At 69.2% G+C, this 22,220-nt stretch carries 22 protein-coding genes; 9 read left to right on the forward strand and 13 right to left on the reverse strand.

Translation table 11 applies throughout. The features are described 5' to 3' along the window. Nucleotides 1-93 precede the first annotated feature (93 nt). Nucleotides 94-2,535, reverse strand: coding sequence for a tetratricopeptide repeat protein (locus VV02_RS25525; RefSeq protein ID WP_169787756.1), 2,442 nt, complete (start codon nucleotides 2,533-2,535; stop codon nucleotides 94-96). Between the two features lie 241 nt (nucleotides 2,536-2,776). On the opposite strand from VV02_RS25525, the gene VV02_RS25530 reads away from it, so the two are divergent. Then, on the forward strand, nucleotides 2,777-3,262 hold the full coding sequence (locus tag VV02_RS25530) for an SAM-dependent methyltransferase (protein WP_052596272.1): 486 nt from the start codon (nucleotides 2,777-2,779) through the stop codon (nucleotides 3,260-3,262). A 123-nt stretch (nucleotides 3,263-3,385) separates the two neighbouring features. On the opposite strand, the gene serS is transcribed toward VV02_RS25530, so the two are convergent. Then, on the reverse strand, nucleotides 3,386-4,690 hold the full coding sequence (serS, locus tag VV02_RS25535; protein WP_052596274.1) for a serine--tRNA ligase: 1,305 nt from the start codon (nucleotides 4,688-4,690) through the stop codon (nucleotides 3,386-3,388). An 89-nt stretch (nucleotides 4,691-4,779) separates the two neighbouring features. Here serS and VV02_RS26610 point away from each other — a divergent pair, with 89 nt between their 5' ends. The 3 genes from VV02_RS26610 (at nucleotide 4,780) to VV02_RS26760 (ending at nucleotide 6,381) form a co-directional block, all read left to right on the forward strand. Then, complete coding sequence (locus VV02_RS26610; RefSeq protein WP_157063567.1) at nucleotides 4,780-4,935, forward strand: hypothetical protein; 156 nt, start codon at nucleotides 4,780-4,782, stop codon at nucleotides 4,933-4,935. Between the two features lie 79 nt (nucleotides 4,936-5,014). Next, nucleotides 5,015-5,929, forward strand: a complete 915-nt coding sequence (locus VV02_RS25540) for a diacylglycerol/lipid kinase family protein (protein ID WP_052596276.1) — start codon at nucleotides 5,015-5,017, stop codon at nucleotides 5,927-5,929. Continuing rightward, nucleotides 5,926-6,381, forward strand: coding sequence for an SRPBCC family protein (locus VV02_RS26760; RefSeq protein WP_052596278.1), 456 nt, complete (start codon nucleotides 5,926-5,928; stop codon nucleotides 6,379-6,381). Before VV02_RS25540 ends, VV02_RS26760 begins: the two co-directional genes overlap by 4 nt. Nucleotides 6,382-6,452: 71 nt before the next feature. Here the strand turns inward: VV02_RS26760 and VV02_RS25550 are convergent, their stop codons facing one another. From VV02_RS25550 to VV02_RS25575, 6 genes are all read right to left on the reverse strand, one after another. Next, a complete protein-coding gene (locus tag VV02_RS25550) occupies nucleotides 6,453-7,058 on the reverse strand; it encodes an ATP-binding cassette domain-containing protein (RefSeq protein ID WP_052596279.1) in 606 nt (201 codons plus the stop codon). Beyond that, the gene (locus tag VV02_RS25555) at nucleotides 7,055-7,918 is read right to left on the reverse strand and encodes an ABC transporter ATP-binding protein (protein WP_052596281.1); all 864 of its coding nucleotides are present in this window, start codon (nucleotides 7,916-7,918) and stop codon (nucleotides 7,055-7,057) included. Before VV02_RS25555 ends, VV02_RS25550 begins: the two co-directional genes overlap by 4 nt. Further along, nucleotides 7,915-10,470, reverse strand: a complete 2,556-nt coding sequence (locus VV02_RS25560; RefSeq protein WP_157063569.1) for an ABC transporter permease family protein — start codon at nucleotides 10,468-10,470, stop codon at nucleotides 7,915-7,917. The genes VV02_RS25555 and VV02_RS25560 overlap by 4 nt, the downstream gene beginning before the upstream one ends. A 365-nt stretch (nucleotides 10,471-10,835) precedes the next feature. Next, nucleotides 10,836-11,681, reverse strand: a complete 846-nt coding sequence (locus VV02_RS25565; protein ID WP_052596284.1) for a uracil-DNA glycosylase — start codon at nucleotides 11,679-11,681, stop codon at nucleotides 10,836-10,838. Between the two features lie 2 nt (nucleotides 11,682-11,683). Then, nucleotides 11,684-13,582, reverse strand: a complete 1,899-nt coding sequence (locus VV02_RS25570) for a S9 family peptidase (RefSeq protein WP_052596286.1) — start codon at nucleotides 13,580-13,582, stop codon at nucleotides 11,684-11,686. Nucleotides 13,583-13,623: 41 nt separating this feature from the next. Then, nucleotides 13,624-14,223, reverse strand: a complete 600-nt coding sequence (locus VV02_RS25575) for a class I SAM-dependent methyltransferase (protein WP_052596288.1) — start codon at nucleotides 14,221-14,223, stop codon at nucleotides 13,624-13,626. Nucleotides 14,224-14,287: 64 nt separating this feature from the next. Between VV02_RS25575 and VV02_RS25580 the strand changes: the two genes are divergently transcribed. Further along, the gene (locus tag VV02_RS25580; RefSeq protein ID WP_179945373.1) at nucleotides 14,288-15,088 is read left to right on the forward strand and encodes a PIG-L family deacetylase; all 801 of its coding nucleotides are present in this window, start codon (nucleotides 14,288-14,290) and stop codon (nucleotides 15,086-15,088) included. Between the two features lie 127 nt (nucleotides 15,089-15,215). Here VV02_RS25580 and pucL read toward each other — a convergent pair whose 3' ends face one another. From pucL to VV02_RS25600, 4 genes are read right to left on the reverse strand one after another with little or no spacing between them, the layout of a single operon-like run. Next, entirely contained in the window at nucleotides 15,216-16,100 is an 885-nt protein-coding gene (gene pucL, locus VV02_RS25585) for a factor-independent urate hydroxylase (protein WP_052596292.1), read from the reverse strand. Nucleotide 16,101: 1 nt separating this feature from the next. Further along, nucleotides 16,102-16,431, reverse strand: coding sequence for a hydroxyisourate hydrolase (uraH, locus tag VV02_RS25590; protein WP_052596294.1), 330 nt, complete (start codon nucleotides 16,429-16,431; stop codon nucleotides 16,102-16,104). After that, complete coding sequence (gene uraD / locus VV02_RS25595) at nucleotides 16,428-16,934, reverse strand: 2-oxo-4-hydroxy-4-carboxy-5-ureidoimidazoline decarboxylase (protein WP_052596296.1); 507 nt, start codon at nucleotides 16,932-16,934, stop codon at nucleotides 16,428-16,430. The genes uraH and uraD overlap by 4 nt, the downstream gene beginning before the upstream one ends. 26 nt (nucleotides 16,935-16,960) lie before the next feature. Beyond that, a complete protein-coding gene (locus VV02_RS25600; RefSeq protein WP_052596298.1) occupies nucleotides 16,961-17,521 on the reverse strand; it encodes a TetR/AcrR family transcriptional regulator in 561 nt (186 codons plus the stop codon). Nucleotides 17,522-17,614: 93 nt separating this feature from the next. Here VV02_RS25600 and VV02_RS25605 point away from each other — a divergent pair, with 93 nt between their 5' ends. Both VV02_RS25605 and VV02_RS25610 read left to right on the forward strand, forming a co-directional pair. Then, the gene (locus tag VV02_RS25605; RefSeq protein ID WP_052596299.1) at nucleotides 17,615-18,217 is read left to right on the forward strand and encodes a DUF2867 domain-containing protein; all 603 of its coding nucleotides are present in this window, start codon (nucleotides 17,615-17,617) and stop codon (nucleotides 18,215-18,217) included. A 54-nt stretch (nucleotides 18,218-18,271) separates the two neighbouring features. After that, a complete protein-coding gene (locus VV02_RS25610) occupies nucleotides 18,272-19,522 on the forward strand; it encodes a DUF6986 family protein (RefSeq protein WP_052596301.1) in 1,251 nt (416 codons plus the stop codon). A gap of 244 nt (nucleotides 19,523-19,766) precedes the next feature. Here the strand turns inward: VV02_RS25610 and VV02_RS25615 are convergent, their stop codons facing one another. Then, nucleotides 19,767-20,450, reverse strand: coding sequence for a CatA-like O-acetyltransferase (locus VV02_RS25615; protein ID WP_052597561.1), 684 nt, complete (start codon nucleotides 20,448-20,450; stop codon nucleotides 19,767-19,769). Nucleotides 20,451-20,514: 64 nt separating this feature from the next. Here VV02_RS25615 and VV02_RS25620 point away from each other — a divergent pair, with 64 nt between their 5' ends. Together VV02_RS25620 and VV02_RS25625 are read left to right on the forward strand one after the other, a co-directional pair. Beyond that, nucleotides 20,515-21,477, forward strand: coding sequence for an RNA polymerase subunit sigma-70 (locus tag VV02_RS25620; RefSeq protein ID WP_052597563.1), 963 nt, complete (start codon nucleotides 20,515-20,517; stop codon nucleotides 21,475-21,477). Between the two features lie 74 nt (nucleotides 21,478-21,551). Further along, nucleotides 21,552-22,160: a maleylpyruvate isomerase family mycothiol-dependent enzyme gene (locus VV02_RS25625; RefSeq protein ID WP_052596304.1), complete on the forward strand. Its 609-nt coding sequence runs from the start codon at nucleotides 21,552-21,554 to the stop codon at nucleotides 22,158-22,160. Nucleotides 22,161-22,220: the final 60 nt, after the last annotated feature.

A 22,220-nucleotide genomic window follows, 5' to 3' on the forward strand; every position in this document is an offset into this window, starting at 1 on the left:
CCACGCGACGGAGGTGCTGTACGCCGGAAGTCGGGCTCCGGCGTACAGCCTTGCCTGATCGCGACTCGGCGATCCGCAGAGGCTCGGGGACACTCAACTAAGACCGTCGAGCTCCCGCTGTGCTTGATCAGCCACAGGGCCGCCGTTCTCGGTCGCCCGCTGGAACGCCTGACGTGACGCTGCCACGTCCCCCGCCTCGAGCTCAAGGGCACCCAGCACAAGCCAGGTCCATCCCACGACATCCTCGTGGCCGGAGGCGATCACCATCCGGAACGTGGCTCGCGCTGTCTCCAGGTCCCCCGCCTTCATCGCAAGAGCACCCAGGCCAAACCGGCTCCATCCCGCCATCGTCTCGTGACCCGAGGCAATCGCTGCCTGGTAGGCCGCCTGCGCCGCCGCCACATTCCCCGCCTTCGCCTCCAGCCCGCCCAGGCTGTAGCCGGCCGGACCGACCGTTGCCTGGTTTCCGCCAGCAACCGCCGCCTGGTAGGCCGCCCGCGCCGCCGCCACATTCCCCGCTTCCGACTCAAGGTTGCCCAAACTGTGCCCCGCCAGACCTACCGCCGCCTCGTCGCCCGAGACGATCGCCCCCTGGTAGGCCGCCCGCGCCGCCGCCACCTCCCCCTCCTCAACCTCAAGGTCACCTAGCCGGTACCCCGCCAGGCCCACCGCACCCTCGTGGCCCGAGGCGATCGCCGCCTCGTACGCTGCCCGCGCCGCCGCCACCTCCCCCGCTTCAGTCTCAAGGTCGCCCAAAGAAGCCCACGCCAGTCCGACCACCTTCTCGTTGCCCGAGGCGATCGCCGCCCTGTACGCCGCCCGCGCCGCCGCCACCTCCCCCTCCTCAGCCTCAAGCACGCCCAGGCGACTTCCGGCCCACCCAGTCATTTCCTGGTGGCCCGAGGCGATCGCCGCCTGGTAGGCCGCTCGTGCCGCCGCGACATCCCCCGCCTCAACCTCAAGCACGCCCAGGCTGTAACCACCTAGGCCCACCGCCGCCTCATTGCCCGAGGCGATCGCCGCCTCGTACGCCGCCCGCGCCGCCACGACATCCCCCGCCTCAACCTCAAGCACGCCCAGCCTGTGCGCCGCTAGGCCCACCGCCGCCCCGTTGCCCGTGGTGATGGCCGCTCCGTAGGCCGCCCGCGCCGCTGCCACATCCCCCGCTTCAACCTCAAGGTCACCCAAAGATGACCACGCCAGTCCCATCGCCATCTCGTTGCCCGAGGCGATCGCCGCCTCGTAGGCCGCCCGCGCCGCCGCGACATCCCCCGCCTCAACTTCAAGCACTCCCAGGCGCGCCCACGCCACACCCGCCACCTCATGACCCGAGGCGATCGCCCGCTGAAAGGCGGTCCGCGCGGCGGACGGACGATGCGCCTCCTCTGCACGGAGCGCCACAGCGACCATCTGCAGTGGAGTGGCAGCCGCCTGCACCGCGTGGTCCCACACCTCTTCCGGTATGTCCGCTACGTCGGAGTCAACGTTGTCGAGCAGGTAGTCGGCGACACGGTACGTATCGTCCGTCGCCCGCTCCAGGAGTTGCACCACTCCGTGCACTCGATCGGTCGCCCAGCTAAGAGCTTCGCTTTCGGTCTCTCCCGGGTCCGACCGCCACTGATCATCGACGTACCTGGTCACGAGTCGCTCGATCTGATCGCCCGGGATGTCGTCCAGACCCGTACGACGCCAATCCATCGCCAGCCGCACCATGGCCGTCCCCAGCCGGTGGGTGTCCAGACCGTCCAAGTACCTCTCCCGAGCGAGATAACCCCCACCGATGAAGGCGCCCAAGCCGTATCGGGACACGCCCGCCGCCAGATCTGGTTGGGGCATTCGAGCCGCGATCTGCTCCCGCTCTCGAGGGCTGTCCGTCAGGCGAACCGCCTCGAACCGTCCGACGACGTCAGCCGCCGGGTTTCGGCTGTTCCCAGCCGGGTACAACGCCTCCCGTTCCTGCGAACGGATCGTCGCTAGAACCGCCGTCCCGGCCGCCCGCATCTGGTCGACCCACTTCGGCTCGAACGTCCCCGCAGTCAGGTACCGCTCCAGGTCGTCGAGCCAAACAAGTACCCCGCTCGGCACTCCCTGGCCCATCAACTTGGCCAGACCGTCCGGCGGCTGCGGCACAACCAACCGCCGGCGCCCAGCAACCTGGCGCGCGACCTCGACTCCGAGCCGAGATTTCCCTGCCATTGAGCCGCCGATCAACAACGTGGGCGTGCCCGCTAGAAGCAGACGAGCGAGATGGTCCTGCACCTCGCCTCGGTGCTGATACTCGATCTCGACCATCGCGCGATGAACCCGCCAGCGTGGGTCCGACGAGGGGATCTCGCCGACGACACCCATCTGCTCCGTCGCCGCCTCGACAGTCCGTCGAGACTCCTCACGATCGTTGAGATGCTCCTTCGCGAAGTCCAGCACCGGGGCCATGACGGCCACCAGCAGAGCCAGCGCCGAGGCCGACCATGCCGGTCCCGCCCACCGCTGCGAGATAACACCTGCCACGGCCAGCGCGCCGGCGATCAGCAGCAACCACCACCGCCACCTCACACGCAGGCTTCGCCTGAAGAACGTGTCCCCCATGGCCAGCACTATTTCGCACCGCGCCCTCGCTCATGGGCAACATGGTCCGGAGATAGCGAGGTTGGCACCGCAAGACCCGACGGTGGGGTACGCCGGAAGTCGGGCTCCGGCGTACGGGCCTCGTCGCGCACTGGCTAATGTCGCCATGAGTCAGGGCGGGGGCCCTGGCCCTTTCACCGAGGAGACGATCATGAGCGACAAGACGTGGAACTCCCCGATCGAGGTCACGCCCGTCGGCGTGGTCCACGGCGGCCGGACTACCGGCGAGGACGACTTCTGGGGCGACCACGTGTCGCACATCGAGCTGGACCCCGAACGCTTCACCGCAGATGCGCTCGCCTCGCTGGACTCGTTCTCGCACGTGCTCGTGGTGTTCCAGTTCCATCTGGTGGATCCGGGCACCGAGGAGGTCGGCGCTCGTCGACCGCGCGGACGGGAAGACTGGCCGCTGGTCGGCATCTTTGCCCAGCGCGCCAAGCGTCGCCCGAACCGGCTCGGCGTGACGACCTGCCGGGTGCTCGACGTCGACGGCCTCACCGTCACCGTCGAAGGGCTCGACGCGATGGAAGGCACGCCGGTGCTGGACCTGAAGCCGCACCTGCAGGAGTTCGAGCCGCGCGGTGAGCGAGACCAGCCGTCCTGGTCGAGCGAGCTCATGACCGACTACTTCGCCTGACCCTCAGTCACCGCTGGTCGAGTAGCCGGAGCGCCAGCGGAGGCGTATCGAGACCAAGGTGCGCGCGGTCACGGGGTCTCGATACGGCTCGGCTAGCGCCTCGCCTACTCGACCAGCGAGAGGTCAGAGGGGCTTGAGGACGTCGAGGCCGAGGAACGGCTGCAGCGCCTTGGGGACCACCACGGAGCCATCCGCCTGCTGGTGCGTCTCCAGGATCGCGACGAGCCAGCGAGTTGTGGCCAACGTGCCGTTGAGGGTGGCAACCATGTCGGTCTTGCCCTCGTCGTTGCGGTAGCGGATGTTGAGCCGCCGCGCCTGGTAGGTCGTGCAGTTCGACGTCGACGACAGCTCGCGGTAGCGCCCTTGCGTCGGAACCCACGCCTCACAGTCGAACTTGCGCGCCGCCGAGCCGCCCAGGTCGCCGGCCGCGGTGTCGATGATGCGGTACGACAGCTCCAGCTTGTCGAGCATCTCCCGCTCCCAGTTGAGCAGTCGCTGGTGCTCCGCCTCCGCGTCCTCGGGCTTGCAGTAGACGAACATCTCCACCTTCTGGAACTGGTGGACGCGGATGATGCCGCGGGTGTCCTTGCCGTGCGACCCGGCCTCGCGGCGGTAGCAGGTCGACCAGCCGGCGAGGCGCTGAGGCCCGTCGGAGAGGTCGATGATCTCGTCCTTGTGGTAGCCCGCCAGGGCGACCTCCGACGTACCGGTGAGGTAGAGGTCGTCTGCGGGGAGGTGGTAGACGTCCTCGTGCTCGTCGAGGTAGCCGGTGCCGTCCATGATCTCCGGACGGACGAGCGTCGGCGTGATCACCGGGGTGAAGCCGTACTCGACGGCCTGCGCGACGGCCAGGTTGAGCATGGCGAGCTCGAGCCGGGCGCCCACACCGGTGAGGAAGTAGAACCGGGCACCGCCGACCTTGGCGCCGCGCTCCATGTCGATGGCTCCCAGGCGCTCACCGAGAGCCAGATGGTCCAGCGGCTCGAAGTCGAACTCCCTTGGGGTGCCGACCTTTTCGAGCTCGACGAAGTCGTCCTCGCCACCCGGCGGGACACCGTCGAGCACGAGGTTGTCCAGCGCCTTGAGCTGCTTGTCGAACTCCCGACCCGACTCGGCCGCCGCGGTCTCCAGCTCCTTGACCCTGGCGCTCAGGTCGGTGGCGTCGTTGCGGGCCTGGTCTGCCGCGCGCTCCAGCTCCTCGGTCGGTTCGCCCTTCTTCTTGGCCGCGTTGAGCGCGCCCATGGCAGCACCGACGTTCTTGCTCACGGCCTTCTGCTGGCTGCGCAGCGCCTCGAACTCCTGCAGTCCGGAGCGGCGCTTCTCGTCCGCCGCGAGGATCGTGTCGACGAGCCCCTCGTCCGCCCCGCGGGAGCGCTGGCTGGCGCGTACCAGGTCGGGGTTATCTCGCAGCAGCTTGATGTCAATCACGAGCGCAAGGGTAACGACGACGGGGGCGACAGGCGTACTGCATTTGCACCCGGCTTCCCGGGCCGGTGGTGCATGGATAGGCTGCTGCCGTGATCGACCTGATCTGTGAGCTCTTCGTCTGCCTCGGGTTCGCCATCGTGATTCTCGCGGTGCCGGGCTTCTTGTCGTCCCTGCTCGTCGGCAAGGGCGCCAAGTCCGCCCCGCAGACGCTGGACGAGAAGTCATCCGAGCCGCACCTCTCCTGACCCTGTGAACGTCGGCCCCGCGCTCGGGTAGGTTGACCCGAGTTCCGGTGGACTGCAGCGACGAAGACGAGGTGGCCAGGTGAAGCGCGGTGCGGTCATCGTCAACCCCTCCAAGTCCAAGGACCTCACGCGGCTGCGCCGTGAGCTGTCCGCGGTCTTTCACGGCTACGGCTGGGCCGAGCCCCTGTGGTTCGAGACCACCATCGAGGAGCCCGGCACCAGTCAGGCACAAGCCGCGCTCGACGCGGGTGTCGACCTGGTCTGTCCTCTCGGCGGTGACGGCACGGTCAGGTGCGTCGCCACGGCCCTGCGCGGCTCCGGCGTACCCATGGGTCTGCTCGCCGCCGGCACCGGCAACCTGCTGGCCCGCAACCTCGGTCTGCCTTTCCGCCGCTACACCGACGGGCTGCGCGTCGCGCTCAGCGGCCAGGATCTCAAGATCGACGTCGGCAGGGTCCAGCTCGACCGTGACGGCACGGGCGCCGCGATCGAGGACCACTGCTTCCTGGTGATGGCGGGTATGGGTTTGGACGCCGACATGCTTGGTGGCACGCCGGAGACCCTGAAGGCGCGGATCGGCTGGATGGCCTACGTCGCCTCCGGGCTCAAGCATCTGCGTGCCGCCCCGGTGCCGGCCGAGGTGTTCGTCGACGGGAAGTCGCAGGGCGTCCGGCCGACCACCACTGTGCTGATCGGCAACTGCGGACAGGTGACCGGCGGGATTCGCCTCATGCCGCAGGCCCGCATCGACGACGGTCTGCTGGACGGCGTCATCATGTCGGCCGGCCGCCTGACCGAGTGGACCCGCCTGGTCGGCCATGTCCTGATGGGCAAGGAAGAGCCCACCCAGCAGGTGCAGCACTTCTCGGGCAGCTCGTTCCGGGTCCAGTCCGAGGCGCCGCGCCCCGTCGAGATGGACGGCGACCTGCTCGGCGAGACCCTCGCCATGACCGTCGGCATCGACCAGGGATCGTTGATCATCCGCGTGCCGTGACCGACGCGACCTTCCAGTTCGCCTCGGTCAGCCACCTCGACGCCGCGCCCGACCGGGTCTTCGACGCCCTGCGCGAACCCGAGCACTGGGACCGGTGGTGGCCGCAGATCCGCCACATCCAGCCGTACGACGACGAGTCCGGTCTCGTCGTCATCCGCAGTCTGCTGCCGGTGACCCTGCGCGTGGTCGTGACGCGTCAGGTGGTCGACCCCGACGGCGGCGTGCTGCGGGCAGGGCTGACCGGAGACCTGACCGGCTGGTCGCAGTTCGTGGTTCGTCGCGAGGGTCGCGGCACGCACCTCGACTACACGCAGGAGTGCGCCGTCACCAAGCGCCGCCTGGGCCGAGCAGCCCAGGCGCTGCGGCCCGTCCTCCTGGTCAACCACGCAGCGATGATGCGCGCGGGGATGCGCGGCCTCCAGTCGTACGCCTCGTCCTCGGGTACGACTTGACGGTCCGTGGGCTCCACACCGCACGGACCCTCATAGCGAGACCGGGCGCGATCCGCTACTTCGGCTCGTGACTAGAGGTCGTCGAGGTTGAGGACTTCGTTGGTGACGCCTGCGAGCGAGTCGGGATCGTTGGTGGTGACCACGACCGCGCTGCCACCCTCGGCTCGTTCCAGCAGCAGGTGCATCATCCGTCGCCGGTTGCCCGCGTCCAAGGCTGTCGTGGGTTCGTCGGCGAGCAGGTAGGTGCCGGGATGCGCGAGCGCGCGGGCGATGGCCACCCGTTGCTGTTGACCACCCGACAGCTCCTCGACGAGGTGACCGCTGGACTCGCCCAGACCGACCGAGGTGAGGACCTGTTCCGCCTGTGCCGTAGCGTCCGGACCGCTGACGCCGGCGGCGATGAGCGGGACGGCAACGTTCTCCAGAGCGGTCAACGCCATGCTCAGGTGGTTGTCCTGCGGGATCCACGCCAGGTCCGACGGCTCCGGGGTGCCTTCGACCGTGCCGTGGTCGGGGGCGAGCTCACCGGCGATGACCCGCAGCAGCTGCGTCTTGGCCACGTCCGAGACACCGGCGATCCCGACCAGGTGTCCCGGCTCGACGCGCAGTGTGACGGGCCGGTCGGTCAAGGACGTGTCGTCGTCGCGCCGGATCTCGATGTCGTTCAGTCGGATCATGCGCCCCTCCCCTCCTGGCCGTCCCAAGGCTCCACGACGAGGCGGAGGTGCTCCTGGTCCGGGTCGCGCTGAACGCGGAGCAGGGTGCCCGGCGGCAACTCGTCGAGGACGTCGTCCGGCAACGGCACCGAGCCGTCCGGTGAGACCACCGCGAGCTCGACCCCATCCTGTGCGTGGGCACCGACTCGCCCGTCGCGGATGGTGACCGTCCGCTGCATGGCGGAGGCGAGGGTGGGGTCGTGCGTCACGGTCAAGATCGTGGTGCCCAACGCGTCGTTGACACGTTGGAGCGCACTGATCACCTGCTCGGTCGCGTCCGTCGAGAGCGAGGCGGTCGGCTCGTCGGCGAGCAGCAGGCCCGGGGCGGCGGCTGCACCCACGCACAACGCCGCAAGCTGCGCCTGGGACTCCGTGAGCTGTGCCGGCCGGCAGTCGGCGACGTCGTCCTGGAGGCCGACCCATGAGATGAGGTCCTCGGCGTCGGGCGTGGCGTTGGTCGACCCCCACTGCGCCAGGCGGATGTTGTCGCGGACAGTGAGGTACGGAAGGAGGTTGCGATGCCCGCCCTGCAGCACCAGAGCCACCCGGTCACCGCGCCACGTGTCGATCTCGGCGTCGTCCAGCTGGTCGGTCCGCTGATCACCGATCGTGATCGTCCCGGCGGTGGGGCGCTCCATCCCGGCGATCAGCGACAGCAGCGTCGACTTGCCGGCACCCGACGGTCCAAGCAGGGCCAAGGTCCCTCCGGCCGACACGCTCAGGTCCACACCAGACAGGGCGGCCACGTCGTGGCCGTCGGCCCGGTAGATGTGCACCAGCCGCGCCACGCTGACGGACAGGCCCTCGAGCGTGGCAGTCATGCGTCTCTCCCGCGTCGTCCTGAGCCTGTCGAAGGTTCTCGTCGCAGCACGGCCGCAACGACCGTGACCAGGACCAGGCCGATCAGCAGCGCCACGAGGGCCGACGACCACGGCGGCTGATCACTCGCGATCGGATAGGGCGGATCGTCCGTGTACCAAGGGATGCTCGGTGCCGCGAGCCGTGCGCCGAGCATCCCGACCAGGCCCCCGAGGGCCATCGGCACGACCGTCAGGACGGTCTCGAGCCGCCGGGCACGTCCAAGAATGCTGCGGCCGACGCCGGCGCGGACCAGGGCTGACTGGTCGCGTCGGCGTACGCCCGCCTGCGTCGAGAGCACCGCGATCATGACCAGGGCGGCCACCAGGACCGAGCCTGCCGCGACCACGAGACCGAGCTGCAAGCCGTACGCCGACGCCGAGCGGTCCAGGTCCTTCCGGTGCGTGCTCTGCCGGTCGATGTTGATCTCTCCGAACCCAGCGTCGCGCAGCGCGGTCTGTGCGCGACTGATCAGTGCGGGGTCACGCCCGTCGGACCAGATCTCGGCCGTCACGCTGGTGGTCCGACTGGCCTGCTGAAGCATCGGCTGGATCGACGTCACGAACAGGTGCGGTTCTCCGCCGGGGATGACCGGGACCTGCCCAACCGTGACGTAGTCGGCGTCCTCGGCCGCGAGGCTCGGACCGCTGAAGCTGGACGTCGTGAACGGCGGCGACCAGGTGGCCGACACGGTGGCCAAGCCCTGAGCGGGTGGCGTCCGGGGCAGCAGCGCCCACGGATCGGGTTGGCCGGCTCGATAGGCGATCCGGCTCATCGCCGCCGGCTCGCCCGCGAGCATCACGGGGCCGTCGCTGCTGCCGGAGCGAGCCCGGACCACCGGTGCGAGGTGCTGGCGACCTGGGTCCAGCCGATTGACCACATCGATCACCCGACGAGCTTCGGTGAATCCGGAGAGGTCGTCGCCGATGATGCGCACCGGAGCACCGCTGACGGCGTCGGCGGCCTCCGCGCGATTCGTCCGTCCCAGGTCCATGGTGCTGGTCGTGAACGTCAGCAGCGCTCCCGCCGCGGTCATCGCGAGGATCAGGTTGCGGGTCGACGGTCGGCGGGCCAGGCCGGCCACCCCCAGCAGTGCCGCAACGCGTCCGCGGCGCAGCAGCCGCGACGTCACCCGGTTGCCGACCGGGACGAGCAGGCCACCGACGATCAGGCCGACGGCCAGTGCCATCACGATGGGCGTGACGAGCACCGGTGCCCCGCTGAGGGTCCCCGTGGCGACCGTGACGAGGAGCCCGACGGCCAGGGTGAGCACGATGGCCTCGGTAGCCGACAGCGACCACCGGTTCTGCCGTGGGGGCACGCTGCGCAGGAGTTCGCTGACCGGCCGTCGCACGAGACGCCCGACCATGAGGCGCAGCAGGACCGCGCAGGCGCCGGCGGCGAGGAGGGCGGCACCGGCAGCGGTCCAGCTCCACCCGCCCCAGGCCGTACCTTCCAGCCAGGTCGACCGGCCCAGAGCATCCAGTGCGTAGGCGAGCAGGAGCCCCAACGGCAGGGCGAGGATCACCGGCGAGGTCATCTCGCCCACCAGGAGTCGGCGCGCGCCAGGACGGCCCGGACTGCGCAGCCGCAGCAGCGCTACCTCGCTGCGCCGCTGAGTGAGCAAGGCGCGCAGCACGATCCAGACCAGGACGACCTGGAGCAGCACCAGTTGAGCGAGCAGGAGCGGTGCGATCGTCCGGATCTGGTCCACGTCGCCGCGCACCTGCCCGTCGACCGTCGACACCTGCTCGGTCAGCTGGACGTCCAGTCCGGCGATGGCGCCCAGATCCCGTCGGCTGGCCGAAACAGCGTCGCGCGCACGGTCGAGCTTTTCGTACGTGAGCATGCCCTGACGCAGCTGCCTGCCCACCGTGGTCTCCACGCCGGCCCAGCCCACACCGGCAGGCGACTCCTGTGTGGACCGCCTGGGTGCGGTCGAGTCCACGATGGGCGGGGGCGGCGGACCGCTGAACGTGGACGCTGCGGTGATCCATTCGTAATGCTGGATCTGGCCACCGCCGCGAGGCAACGTCTTCACGGTGACCTTGGTGATGTCCAGGCCCCGCCAGAAGTCATCGGCCCTCGGCTGGTCATACAGTCCGGTCACCAGCAGGGTGCGCCGGACGTTGTCTCGCGAGCTGTTCCGCTGGAGAACGGCGACGCGGCTACCCACGCTCACCTTCATGGCCCGGGCGCTCGCAGGAGACATGGCGAGCTCGTCGCGTGCCGTCGGGCACCGCCCGGACACGAATCGCAGGTGTGCGCACTGACTCTCGCGCGCAAGCAGGTTGGCCTCGTCGCCGGTCGCTGTGGGTTCTGGGTTGACGAGGATCCGGTACTGCGCCACCGCGGGCGTGGCAAGGCCATCCCACTGAGCACCGACCACCGGTGCGATCCGATTGGGAGCCACGAGCCCCTCCACGCCGATCGAGCGTGCCTCGATCGTGCGGCCGAGCGCACCCAGCGCCTGGACCCGGTTGTCCACCATGGCGCGCGCGATCGTGTTCGTCATCAGCGGGAGCAAGGCCGCACATGCGACCAGACCTGCTATGACAGCCATGAGGACGAGCTGCTGCCGACGCCTCGCAGCCGCAGCAAGCCGTGCATACGGGAAACGCCGGTCCCGCGGCGCCGAGGACGTCACCGGTGCCGCTTCGACCTCGAACTCCGTCGTACTTCGTGCCATCAGTGAGCGATCCCCTCGTCACCTGCCTTGGCCGGCTGTCCCTCACAGCCCGACCCGTGCCCTGTCCACGGATCGTCCACGTCCTCGCCAGCTCATAGGGACGCTAAACAGGCGGGTCCGCACGTGCCATCCCATGACATATCGCAGCGATATGGCACGCGGATCGGGCGAATGTCCCCGTTTTGTGACCTCTAGCGAGGCCGTTTCAGCTCGCGGAGGACGTCGTCGAGCATGTCCTCGGTGAGCCGGCCGGTGAACGTGTTGTGCGGGCTCACGTGGTAGCAGCCGAGCAGCCGGATCGTCGCACCTGACGCGGTGGTCAGCTCCGCGACGACACCGTGCCCGAACTTCGGCTTGGGCCGAGGCACCTCCCACCCGATCCGCCGCGCGGCCGCGATCACGGCGTCCCAACCAATCGCACCGAGCGTCATGATCGACGTGAGGTGTGGCGCGGCCAGCTGGAGGTCGCGGTCCAGCCACGTGCCGCACGTCGCTCGTTCGGCAGGTGTCGGCTTGTTGGCCGGGGGTGCACAGTGCACCGCAGGCACGATCCGTACGCCGGTGAGCGCCAGTCCATCGCCCGCGTGCTCGGACGTCGGCTGGTTCGCGAACCCCGTGCGGTACAGCGCCGCGTAGATCCAGTCGCCTGATCGGTCGCCGGTGAACATCCGCCCAGTTCGGTTGGTGCCATTGGCTGCTGGGGCTAGGCCGACGATCAGAGCGGGCGCGTCCGGGTCGCCGAAACCGGGACCGGGTCGGCCCCAGTAGGGCTGGTCGGCGAAGGACGCCCGCCGTCCGGTGCGCGCCACCTCCTCGCGCCACTCGACAAGTCGCGGGCAGGCCCGGCAGACCGAGACCCGAGCGTCGAGGGTGGCGACGTCGTCCGCCGAGGCGGCGAGGCGGCGTACGTCGTCGGCCGTGTTGGCGACCGGCGTGTCAGCAGTCGCGGGATCGCCGGGCCAGCCGGCGCCTGGCTCGACCGGCGATGGGAAGAACGCGCCGGTGATCGGGTGCGGGTCGAGCTCCTCGGGCGCCATGGCTAGAGGTTGTCGATGTCCAGCTTGGGCACGTCACCGGCTGGCGTGAAGCCGAAAACCTGTGCGTAGAAAGACAATTCGGCATCCAACGTGGCTTTGAGGGTCTCGCTGCGCCGGAAACCGTGTCCCTCGCCTTCGAAGATCTTGAGCGCGACCGGTTTGCCCTTGGCTCGTACGGCGTCGGCCATAGCGGTGGCCTGATTGGGTGGCACGACCTTGTCGTCCGCTCCCTGGAGGAGCAGCATCGCGCAGTCCAGCTGGTCGACATGGTTCACCGGAGAACGCTCGAGATAGACATCGCGCGCCTCGGGGTAGGGGCCAACCAGACCGTCCGGATAGCGCGACTCGAACTTGTGCGTGTCGCGGGCCAACGTCTCGAGGTCGCCGATGCCGAAGTGGCTGACGCCGACCGCGAAGGTGTCACGAAACGCCAGTGCTGCCAACGTCGTATAGCCACCAGCGCTGCCGCCTTCGATGGCCAGGCGCTTCGGGTCGACGATGCCGCGCGCGGCCAGGACCTCTGCGCCCGAGCAGCAGTCCTCCACATCGACGATGCCCCACTTGAGATGGAGTCGCTCGCGGTAGGCGCGACCGTATGAGGTGCTCCCGCCGTAGTTCACGTCGAGGATCACGAACCCTCGACTCGTCCAGTAGGCGTATCCAGGGCGATAGCCGCCGACCGCGTGTGAGGTCGGCCCGCCGTGCGAGCGGACCACGAGCGGCGGCCGATCACCTACTGGGCCAACGAATTCGGGGTTGCGAGGCAAGTAGAGGAAGCCGTGCACGTCCTGTCCGTCGGCGTTCTGCCAAGTGACCGCTTCAGGCTCAGGGAGGTACGCCGGGTCGATGGGTTCCGCGGCCTTCTTGATCGCCGTGGTCGCACCAGTGGCGATGTCGATACGAGCGACCTCGGGCGGCCGGTCGCGATACTCGATGACGGTCACCACATCGTTGGCGAGCCCCTCGAACCGGCCCAGACTGACGACGTCCACCGGTACGTCCTGCGCGCTGCCTTGCTCACCGATCACGACGAGATGTGCTGCGGCATCTCGCCATTCGCGGATCGCGATGCGACCATCGGGCAGCTCGACCCAGCCTCGTCCGCCCAACATGTACGCCGGGTCGGCGCAGTCGCGATCGACCTGATGCAGGGGTTCGCCATCAACCGTGAGGTTCCAGAAACCGGATCGGTCGGACGCGTACGCCAGCCGTCCGTCGCGCAGCCAGCCGATCTCACAGATGGACACGCCTTCGCCACCGTCGATCACCCTGGCGTGCGCACCGTCCGCGTCGCCGACCCACACCTGGGTGGCGTCCCACGGCATGCTCGGGTGCTCCCAGGTGACCCAGGCGAGCCGCTGCCCGTCCGGAGACATCCGGGGCGCGGCGACGAAGTCGTGTCCGCTCACCAGCACCCGGCCCTCGGACTCACCGTCCAGGTCCAGCGTCACGATCTCGTTGACGGCCTCGCCGTCGGCGCGATGGTCCTCACGCACGCACAGGATCCGCCGCCGACGCAGGTCTATCTGGAGATCGGCGTACCGCAGTGCCATGCCCTCGGTCGCCGGCGTGATCGGCCGTGGCTCGCGCCCTCCCTCGATGACGTAGACCCGGCCGTCGACCATGTGGGAGAAGGCGACCACACCGCCCCGGACGTCGTACGCGCCGCCGCCGTACTCGTGCACCATCGTGCGTACGTTCCACGCGCCGGGTGTGATCTCGTCCGCGGTGTCGCCGCGCCGTCGCATCAGGGTCAGCCGGCCACCCTCGTCCGGGCGGGTCTCCAGCCACCAGATGTCGTCACCGTCGACGCGCGGCTCGAAGAGTCCGGTCCAGCCGGCGGTGATGAGCTCAGTGGTCAAGAGCGAGGTCCAGGAGCCGTACGGCGCGGGCGTAGTCACCCGTACGTTCTACCTCAGCGGTCGTGTCGAGGGGAGCGCTCTCACCCGGGGCGATGCCACACGAACAGGTGACGGCCGAGGAGAAGGCGGCGAAAACGTACGCCTGGCAACGCTTCTCGCGCGATCTGACGGAGTTCGTGGTACGTATGAGGCGGCGGCCACTGGATCGGCGCCGTGTGCTCCCACTTGCCTCTCAGCCTGATCATGACACCCCGGTTGACGAAGGTGAACGCCTCCCAGGGCAACCCTCGAAGGCCGGGCCGCGCGAAGCCGACGACCGCGAGGACGCCGCCCGGACGTACGAGGGCGGCGAGGTTCGTGAGCGCCGCATGGGTGTCGGGCAGGTGGTGCAGGGCGGCATTGGACAGGACTGCGTCGAAGGAGCCGGGCACGAACGGCGGATCAGCCGCATCGCCGAGGATCCAGGACACTGGTGCGTCCGCGAACCGCGCACGCGCGCGGCCGAGGACGCCGGCATCGCGGTCGAACCCGACCACGTGTGGCGCCCGCTCGGTGACTGCGGCCGCCAGGAAGCCATCACCGCAGCCCACGTCGAGCACCGTCTGCGCGCCGGCAGGGACCAGATCGGCGAGCCGCCGGTCATAGTGGATGTTGACGTTCCACGGGTCGGAAGGGCGCACAGCTCCATGTGATCACAGGCCTCGACGGGATACCGAGAGGCGGTTGTCAGTGGCGTCGGGCAGGATGGATGAAGTGACAACGATCGTCTTCCTCCACGCTCACCCCGACGACGAGAGCTCCCAGACCTCTGGCTCGATGGCCCGCGCCGCCAAGGAGGGCCACCGCGTGGTGGTCGTCTACGGCACCAACGGTGACCACGGCGAGGTCCCGGACGATCTGGCGCCCGGCGAGACGCTGGTCGATCGCCGCCGCAAAGAGGCTGAGACCTCAGCTGCTGCGACCGGCACGCAGCGGGTCGGCTGGCTCGACTACCAGGACTCCGGCATGACCGGCTGGGAGCAGAACGCGCACCCCGCGTCCTTCCACCAGGCTGACCTCGACGAGGCCGCGGGACGGCTGGCACAGATCCTGGACGAGGAGGACGCCGAAATCCTGGTCGGCTACGACTGGCACGGGGGCTACGGCCACCCGGACCACATCAAGGTTCACCACGTCGCTCACCGCGCTGCTGAGCTCGCGAAGCGGCGGCCACGCCTGCTCGAGTCGACGATGAATCGCGACCGCATGCGGATGTGGGCGGACGCCCTCAAGTTTGACGGCGAGGAGGGCTTCGACCCCGACGGTCCCATGGACGACGGCAACCCGATGGGCACGCCCGAAGCCGAGATCCACTGGCAGGTCGACGTCTCGGACTTCATCGAGCAGCGGCGTGCGGCCATGCAGGCTCATGCGAGCCAGGTGACGGACATCGGCATGTTCATGGCGATGCCGCCCGAGGTCTTCGCGGGGGCGTTCGGCACCGAGTACTACATCGAGCCCGGCCGGCCCGATGGCATGGTCGAAGGCTGGTTCGTCGACGCCTGACGCCCCTCGTTGGTCGAGTAGCCGGAGCGCTAGCGGAGGCGTATCGAGACCCGGTGACCGCGCGCGGCTGGTCTCGATACGGCTCGGCTAGCGCCTCGCCTACTCGACCAACGATGGGTCGTGGTGGTCACCATCCCTGGCCGGGGTCGAAGGCGGCGCTGTTACCCGGGCCTTCGTTGCGCTGGATCGTCGCCTCGATCAGGCCGTAGGGACGGTCGTCGGCGTGGAAGACCTCGTTCGGGTTGTCCAGGCCGAACGGGCTCAGGTCGATCACGAAGTGGTGCTTGTTGGGGCACGAGAAGCGCACCTCGGCGACCGAGTCCGCAGCGTCGAGGACGGCCTGCCCCATCTCCCACAGCGTGTGCTGGAGAGCGTAGGAGTAAGCGTTCGCGAACGTCTCAGTGATCGCGTCCTTGACCGCGACGAACGAGGCGCCCCAGTCGTTTTCGGACGCCGAGTGCAACCACTGCGCCTTGATCTCCGTCGCCATCACGCGGTCGTTCGTCGGCTGCAGCGTCGTGTACTTGTCCTGATAGAACCCGTGGAACTCCGAGTCGGTGGTCTTCAGCACCGTCAATCCCGAGAGCCCGGACACCACGGTCTCGCCGTCATCGCTGACGGTGACCGTCGTCGTACGGACGTAGGAGCCGTTGCGGACGAAGCCGTGCGGCGTCTCGTGAGCCCGATCCCATTGGTACGCCTCGATGTTCACTCGCGCGACGCTCACCTGGGGGACATCGCCGACGAAGTGACGGGCCAGCGCAAGAGCGAACGACTCAGGCTGTCGCGCAGCGTCGCCGTGCTCCTTGGCCAAGGCATTGACGGTGTTCTTGCACGCGTCAGTCGTCAGCACCTTCGCCTGGTCGCCCGTCGTGTGCGCCTCGGTGAAGTCGCCCTGCAGAGCGACGCTGACGTTGTAGTCGACCAGCTCGTGGGGGTCGGCGTCGCGGTAGATGCGGACGACGCGTACCTCCGCCTTGCCGTACTGGTTGTGGCCCAGGACGTAGGTCATGTCAGCTCCCTCGGTAGGTGGAGTAGGCAAACGGACTCAGCAGCAGCGGCACGTGGTAGTGCCGCTCGTCCTCGATCACGAAGCTCACGACGACCTCCGGGTAGAACGCCTCGGTGCCCGCTCGCGCGAAGTAGTCACCCGTCGCGAACACCAGCCGATAGGTCCCCGACGCCAGGCCGTCGGCGAGCGACGCGACCCGACCGTCGCCATCTGTGGTGCCGGATCCCGTTGTCTGCCAACCGGATTCGTGCTGCGCATAGAGACTGACCTGTACGCCGACTGCGGGCGAGCCGCCCACGGCATCCAGCACGTGCGTCGAGAGGGAGCTCATGGCACCAACGCCTCCAGTCTCAGCCGGGTGATCTGTCGTAGCTGCTCGCGCACCTCGACCGCCTCGGTCTCGTCGTCATGACCGAGGCGACGGGTGAGCTCGTCCAGCATCTCTTGCGGGCTACGCCCGGCGGCTCGGATCAGGAACACCCGGTCGAACCGTCGCTCGTAGGCAACATTGCCCTCGCGCAGCCGGACTCGGACGTCGTCCCCGGCCGAGGCGACCGACGACTGCTCCTGGCGCGACCACTGGGCATCGCGGCCCTCGCCCTCGACCCGCGAACCGATCCGCGGGTGCCCAGCCAGCGCCGCGTCCACGTCGGCGGCGCCGAGCCCCGCGAAGACCGCGTCCGAGCCGTCCAGCAGAGCCGCGCGATCGGCGTACGGCCTGGCGGCGATGAGGGCCTCCGCCCACGCGGGGCTGGCGCAGCACGCCAGCAGGACCGGCTCGAGGTCGTCAGGTGGTGCGGCGTTGAAGTCGTCCATGGAGAGCGGGTCGGCCATGCGCCATCTTGACGCACCGTCTCGCCTCAGGGCGCGAGAAGCAGCCGCCTGGTCGCGGCCGCGACGCCCTCTGGGCCGCTCCCGCCATGGTCGGCGACCATGAACCGCTCCCCGATGTACGACGCGAAGACCAGTCGGCTGCGCGCCTCCGCCTCGTCCGGGTCGCCGCAGATGGCGCCGAACAGCTCACGCAGGTAGTCCATCCGCCTGTTGTCGACCCGACGGAGCAGCTCGGCGACGGCCGGATCGCGCCGGGCCCAGTCGCGGATGGCGAGGTCGGTGGTGACACCCATGGTCGGCGCCTCGCTGGACGAGACGAAGTCGTACAGGCGCCGCAGCCGGTCCCCGGCGTCGCCGCCGCCTTCGTCGATGCGCTCGATCAGGGTGTCGGTGATCTCGCTCTCCCAGTGGGCGAGCATCTCCTCGAGCAGCGCGTTGCGGTTGGCGAAGTAGCCGTAGAAGCCGCCCTTGCTGACGCCGAGCGCCTGGGCGAGGGGCTCGATCCGCACGGCGTCCGGACCTCCAGCGGCCAGGGCCCGCAGGCCCTCCTCGATCCAGCGGTGCCGCGGTGTGCGAGCCACAGCCATGGTCGGCGCTCCTTCTTCCTCAGCATGTATACGGCACCGTACAGCGGGTGATAGCGTCCCATCTATACGCCACCGTATAGATGGGATCGAGCCATGAGACTGGCACGCACCGAGCACACTGAGCGCCCCTGGCGCATCCACGAGATCGCACCGGAGTTCGACGTCGAGGACGTCTGGGCGCTGCCGACGCCGGGCGGCCCCGACGACTTCCACCGGCTCCTTCAGCAGTTCACCCAAGGCAACGGTTGGCCCCAGAACGCTCCGCTACCAGTGCGATTCGTGTGGGAGGCCCGCTGGAAGATCGGCCGGGTCCTGGGGCTGGACGTCGAAGGGTCCAAGGTCGGCGCACGGGTCGCCTCATTGCGTGACCGTCTGCCCGACGACATGGCCGAGGCGCCGCGCGGGCCCGACATGCAGGGTGTCCCGTTCAGGTCGATCTACGTGCTGCCCGACGAGTGGGCGTCCGAGATGGCCAACCGGACCGTCCACACGGTCATGCACGTCGGCTGGGTCGAGGACGGCGAGGGCGGCTACCGCGGCCAGATGACCGCTCTGGTGAAGCCGAACGGCCCGCTCGGCGCGGCGTACATGCAGCTCATCAAGCCGTTCCGCTACGCCCTCGTCTACCCGGCACTGATGCGCATGATCGGACGGGGCTGGGAGGCCGGCAGGGAGACGTCACTCACCGACGCCTGACGTCGTACGGGCAGATGCTGTACGCCCATGCCTGGCTCTTGCAACGATGAGGCCGTGCCTGAGTCCATCGAAGACCTGACCCGCTCGCTGACCGCCTCGCTCGACGCGCAGCTGTCCGACTGGGATCAGCGGCTCGCGCAGCTGTACCCGGGTGATCGCACGGACCGCCAGCCGGTGCACACGGTCTACGTGCCGGCGGATCGTTTCGACGCGGATGTCGTACGCCGTTGGGGCGCCTCAGCATTGGAGCTCCTGTCCTCGTACGCGCCGACTCCCGCCTCACTCGCTGCGGCCGTCAGTGAGCCGGTCGATGAGGTGGAGGCCGTTTACGAACGAGTGCGGGCCAAGCTCGGGCGCGAGCCGATCGAGGACCTGCGGGTGGACTTCGAGGACGGGTACGGGCGGCGTACGGACGCTGACGAGGACGCGGCCGTCTCGGCTGCCGTGCGCGAAATGCTCACGATGGGTGACGCGCGGCCGCCGTGGTTCGGGATCCGGTTCAAGGCGTTCGAGGAGTCGACGCGAGCGCGTGGCGTGCGGACCCTGGTGGCGTTCCTGGCGGGTGTCTGCCGCGAAGGTCGCGTGCCCGACGGGCTGGTCGTGACGCTGCCCAAGGTGACCTCACACGAGCAGGTGTCGGCGATGGCCGAGCTGTGCTCGCGCGTCGAGGAGGCGCTCGAAATCCGTTCCACCTCAATCACTTTCGAGATCCAGATCGAGACGCCGCAGGCGGTTCTCGGGCACGACGGTGTGGCATCGGTGGCGCGGATGCTGCATGCCTCCGGCTGCCGGTGCACCGGGCTGCACTACGGCACGTACGACTACAGCGCCGGTCTCGGCATCGCCGCCGCCTTCCAGTCACTGGAACACCCGGCGGCCGACCACGCGAAGGCCGTCATGCAGGTCGCGGCGGCACAGACCGGCGTACGCGTGTCGGACGGCTCGACCAATATCATCGCCTTCGGGACGCGAGACGAGGCGCACTCGACGTGGGCGCTACATCACCGGCTCGTCACCCGGTCTCTTGAGCGCGGCATCTATCAGGGCTGGGACCTGCATCCGGGACATCTGCCGACGCGCTACCTCGCCAACTACCTGTTCTACCGGCGGGCACTGCCGGACGCGGCGGCCCGGCTGCGGGCGTACGTCGCGCGCGAGGAGAGCGGCGTGATGGATGAACCCGCCACGGCCCGGATGTTGGCAGCCGCGCTGCTACGAGGCGTCCACTGCGGAGCGCTCGACGCCGCCGAGGTGACCGAGCTCGCCAACCTCGACGAGGGCGCCCTCCTCGCCCTCACCCGCTGACACCCGCTGGTCGAGTAGCCGGAGCGCCAGCGGAGGCGTATCGAGACCCGGTGCGCGCGGTCACCGGGTCTCGATACGGCTCGGCTAGCGCCTCGCCTACTCGACCAGCGGGGGGCTCGGCGTGTCGCGACTCGGCTGGTGTGGGTCTGTAGAGAAGGACAATGTTGTTGTACATCTCTACAACCAGGTTGTACTTCTCCACGGACCACATGCCCGCCCGCTGGTCGAGTAGGCGAGATGGCGGCTAGCGGGTCGCCGGCTCAACCGGCGGCTTGGTCAACCAGCGTTCGGGATGATCGAAGAGGGCCTGGACCTCGTTGACCAGGCGGGCGGCGTGCAAGCCGTCCGCAGCAGCGTGATTCAGCTGAACGGCGAGGGGCAGCAGCGTGCGGTCGCCGCGCTCGACGTACCGGCCAAGAGTGAGGATCGGCCGCAGGTGCCCCTCGCCGCCCTCGATGTTCAGGTTGAAGCCGGTGAACGATGTCCACGGGAGACTCGAGACGTCGAACGTGTTCTCCGGGAGACCGCCCTGCGGGAACAGCTCGATGGCGTCCCGGTAGCGCCCCGCGGTCTCGACCATCCGCGCGTGGAAGACCGCGAAGTCCGCGTCGTACTCCGCACAGACGCACGCGAACGTCTCCGTCGCCGCGTTGAAGGTCGTGAACGCCGGATGCAGCACGTCCCACACGGCCGGCGACCCGTCCGCCGTACGGTCCAGGCGCAGCTCGTCGTGCCGGTTGATGACGGTCGCAAGCGTCCAGACATGAGCCGGGTACGTCGTACGCCCGCTGCCGCGCAACGCGGACCGGAGCGCGGTCGCGTCGAGCTCGACCGTCATCGAGTACGTGCACGGGTTCCGCTTCGTGTAGTGCTCGAAGTGGCCCCGGCGTGGCCAGGTCTCCAGGTCGAGGGGTCGCAAGGTGTTCATCGGGCGAGTGTTCGCGCTGGCGGACCGCTCCCGCAACAGAATTGAGGGTGTGAGGATGGACGGGATGACCAGCACCGTGGATGGCGCGCTGACGGCCGAGCAGCTCGAGACGCTGCGCGGGCCGCTGACGGGGTACTGCTACCGGATGCTCGGCGCGGCGGCGGACACCGATGACGCAGTGCAGGAGTCGATCGTGCGGGCGTACCGGCATCGCGACCGGTTCGACCCGACGCGCGCCCGGCTGAGCACCTGGGTCCACGCCATCGCCACCAACGTCTGCCTCGACCTGCTGCGCGCCGCCCCGAGGCGAGCGCTGCTCAGCGGACTCGACCCTGCACAGCCGGGCGACCCGCTCGGCGTACCCCTGCCCCCGGACCGCTGGGTCGAGCCGATGCCGAGTACGCGCGTGCTGGCGTCGGATCCGGCCGACCGGGTGGCTCAGCGCGAGACCGTGCGCCTCGCGTTCATTGCCGCGCTGCAGCAGCTCGCGCCCCGCCAGCGTGCGGCGCTGCTGCTCCGTGACGTCCTCGCGTTCAGCGCAGCCGAGACGGCCACGATCCTCGAGACGACGGTGCCTGCGGTCAACAGCGCGCTGCAACGGGCGCGGGCCGTACTCGACGCCGAGCGACCGTCACCCGACGGCCTCACCGACCCGGACGATCCGCAGCACCGTGAGCTGCTTCAGCGGTACGTCATCGCGTTTGAGTCGCACGACATCCCGGCGCTCACCGCGCTCCTTCGTGAGGACGCCGCCTCGACGATGCCGCCGTTCGCGTGGTGGCTCCGTGGTCGAGACGCGGTCACGGCGGCGATGGGTGCCGCGGACGCGTGTGCCGGCGATCGCCTGCTGCTGGTCGAGCTCAACGGCGGCCTCGGTCTGGCGCAGTACCGCCCGGCCGACGACGGCGTACTCGAGCCCTTCGCCTTGATCGAGGTCGAGGTACGCGGCAGCCTCATCTCCCGTTGCACGACGTTCCTCGGGTCGGGTGCGCGATTCACGGAGTTCGGGCTGCCCGCACATCCGTGACCTGACGAGCGATGAGTTCGGTGGCCCCGCGGCGTACCAGGAGTGACAGCTCCCACGCCGACAGAAGGACCACCATGCCCGCCACTGATGAGACCACCGTGATCGACCAGACGCACGCCGAGAGGCGCCGCCTCGCTGACCTGCTCGCAGACCTGACCACTGACCAGTGGGCGGCCGACTCGCTGTGTGCCGGCTGGCGCGTACGAGAGGTCGTGGCTCACATGACCATGCCGTTCCGGGCCGGCCGGCTCAGCTTCGTCGGCGGACTCGTCCGAGCGGGCTTCAACTTCAATCGGTACGCCGACCGCGCGGCTCGTGCGGACACTGCGCGGCTCAGCGATCGCGAGCTGCTCGCCTCATTGCAGGACAACGTCGAGCACGGCTGGCGGCCACCCGGCGGCGGGGCGGCCGGTGCGCTGAGCCACGACGTGATCCACGGGCTCGACATCACCGAGGCCCTCGGGCTGCCTGCCGTGCCACCCGAGCGGATCGCCCTCGTCCTGGCCAGCGCCGGCCCGAAGGCGCTCGCCTACTTCGGCACCGACCTAACCGGGCGGACCCTGCGCGCCACGGATGCCGACATCACGCTCGGCGAGGGGCCGGAGGTGAGCGACCTGCCGGCGAAGGACCTGCTGTTGGCGGTCACCGGGCGGCGTCCGCTCCCCGACGTGGCGACGTCATGACCTTCTTCGCCTTAGAGCCGCACCCAGCGCCGGAGCGGCTCTATACGTTGAGCGAGACGT

Origin of the sequence: Luteipulveratus mongoliensis (genome assembly GCF_001190945.1) — a bacterium.
Lineage (GTDB): Bacteria > Actinomycetota > Actinomycetes > Actinomycetales > Dermatophilaceae > Luteipulveratus > Luteipulveratus mongoliensis.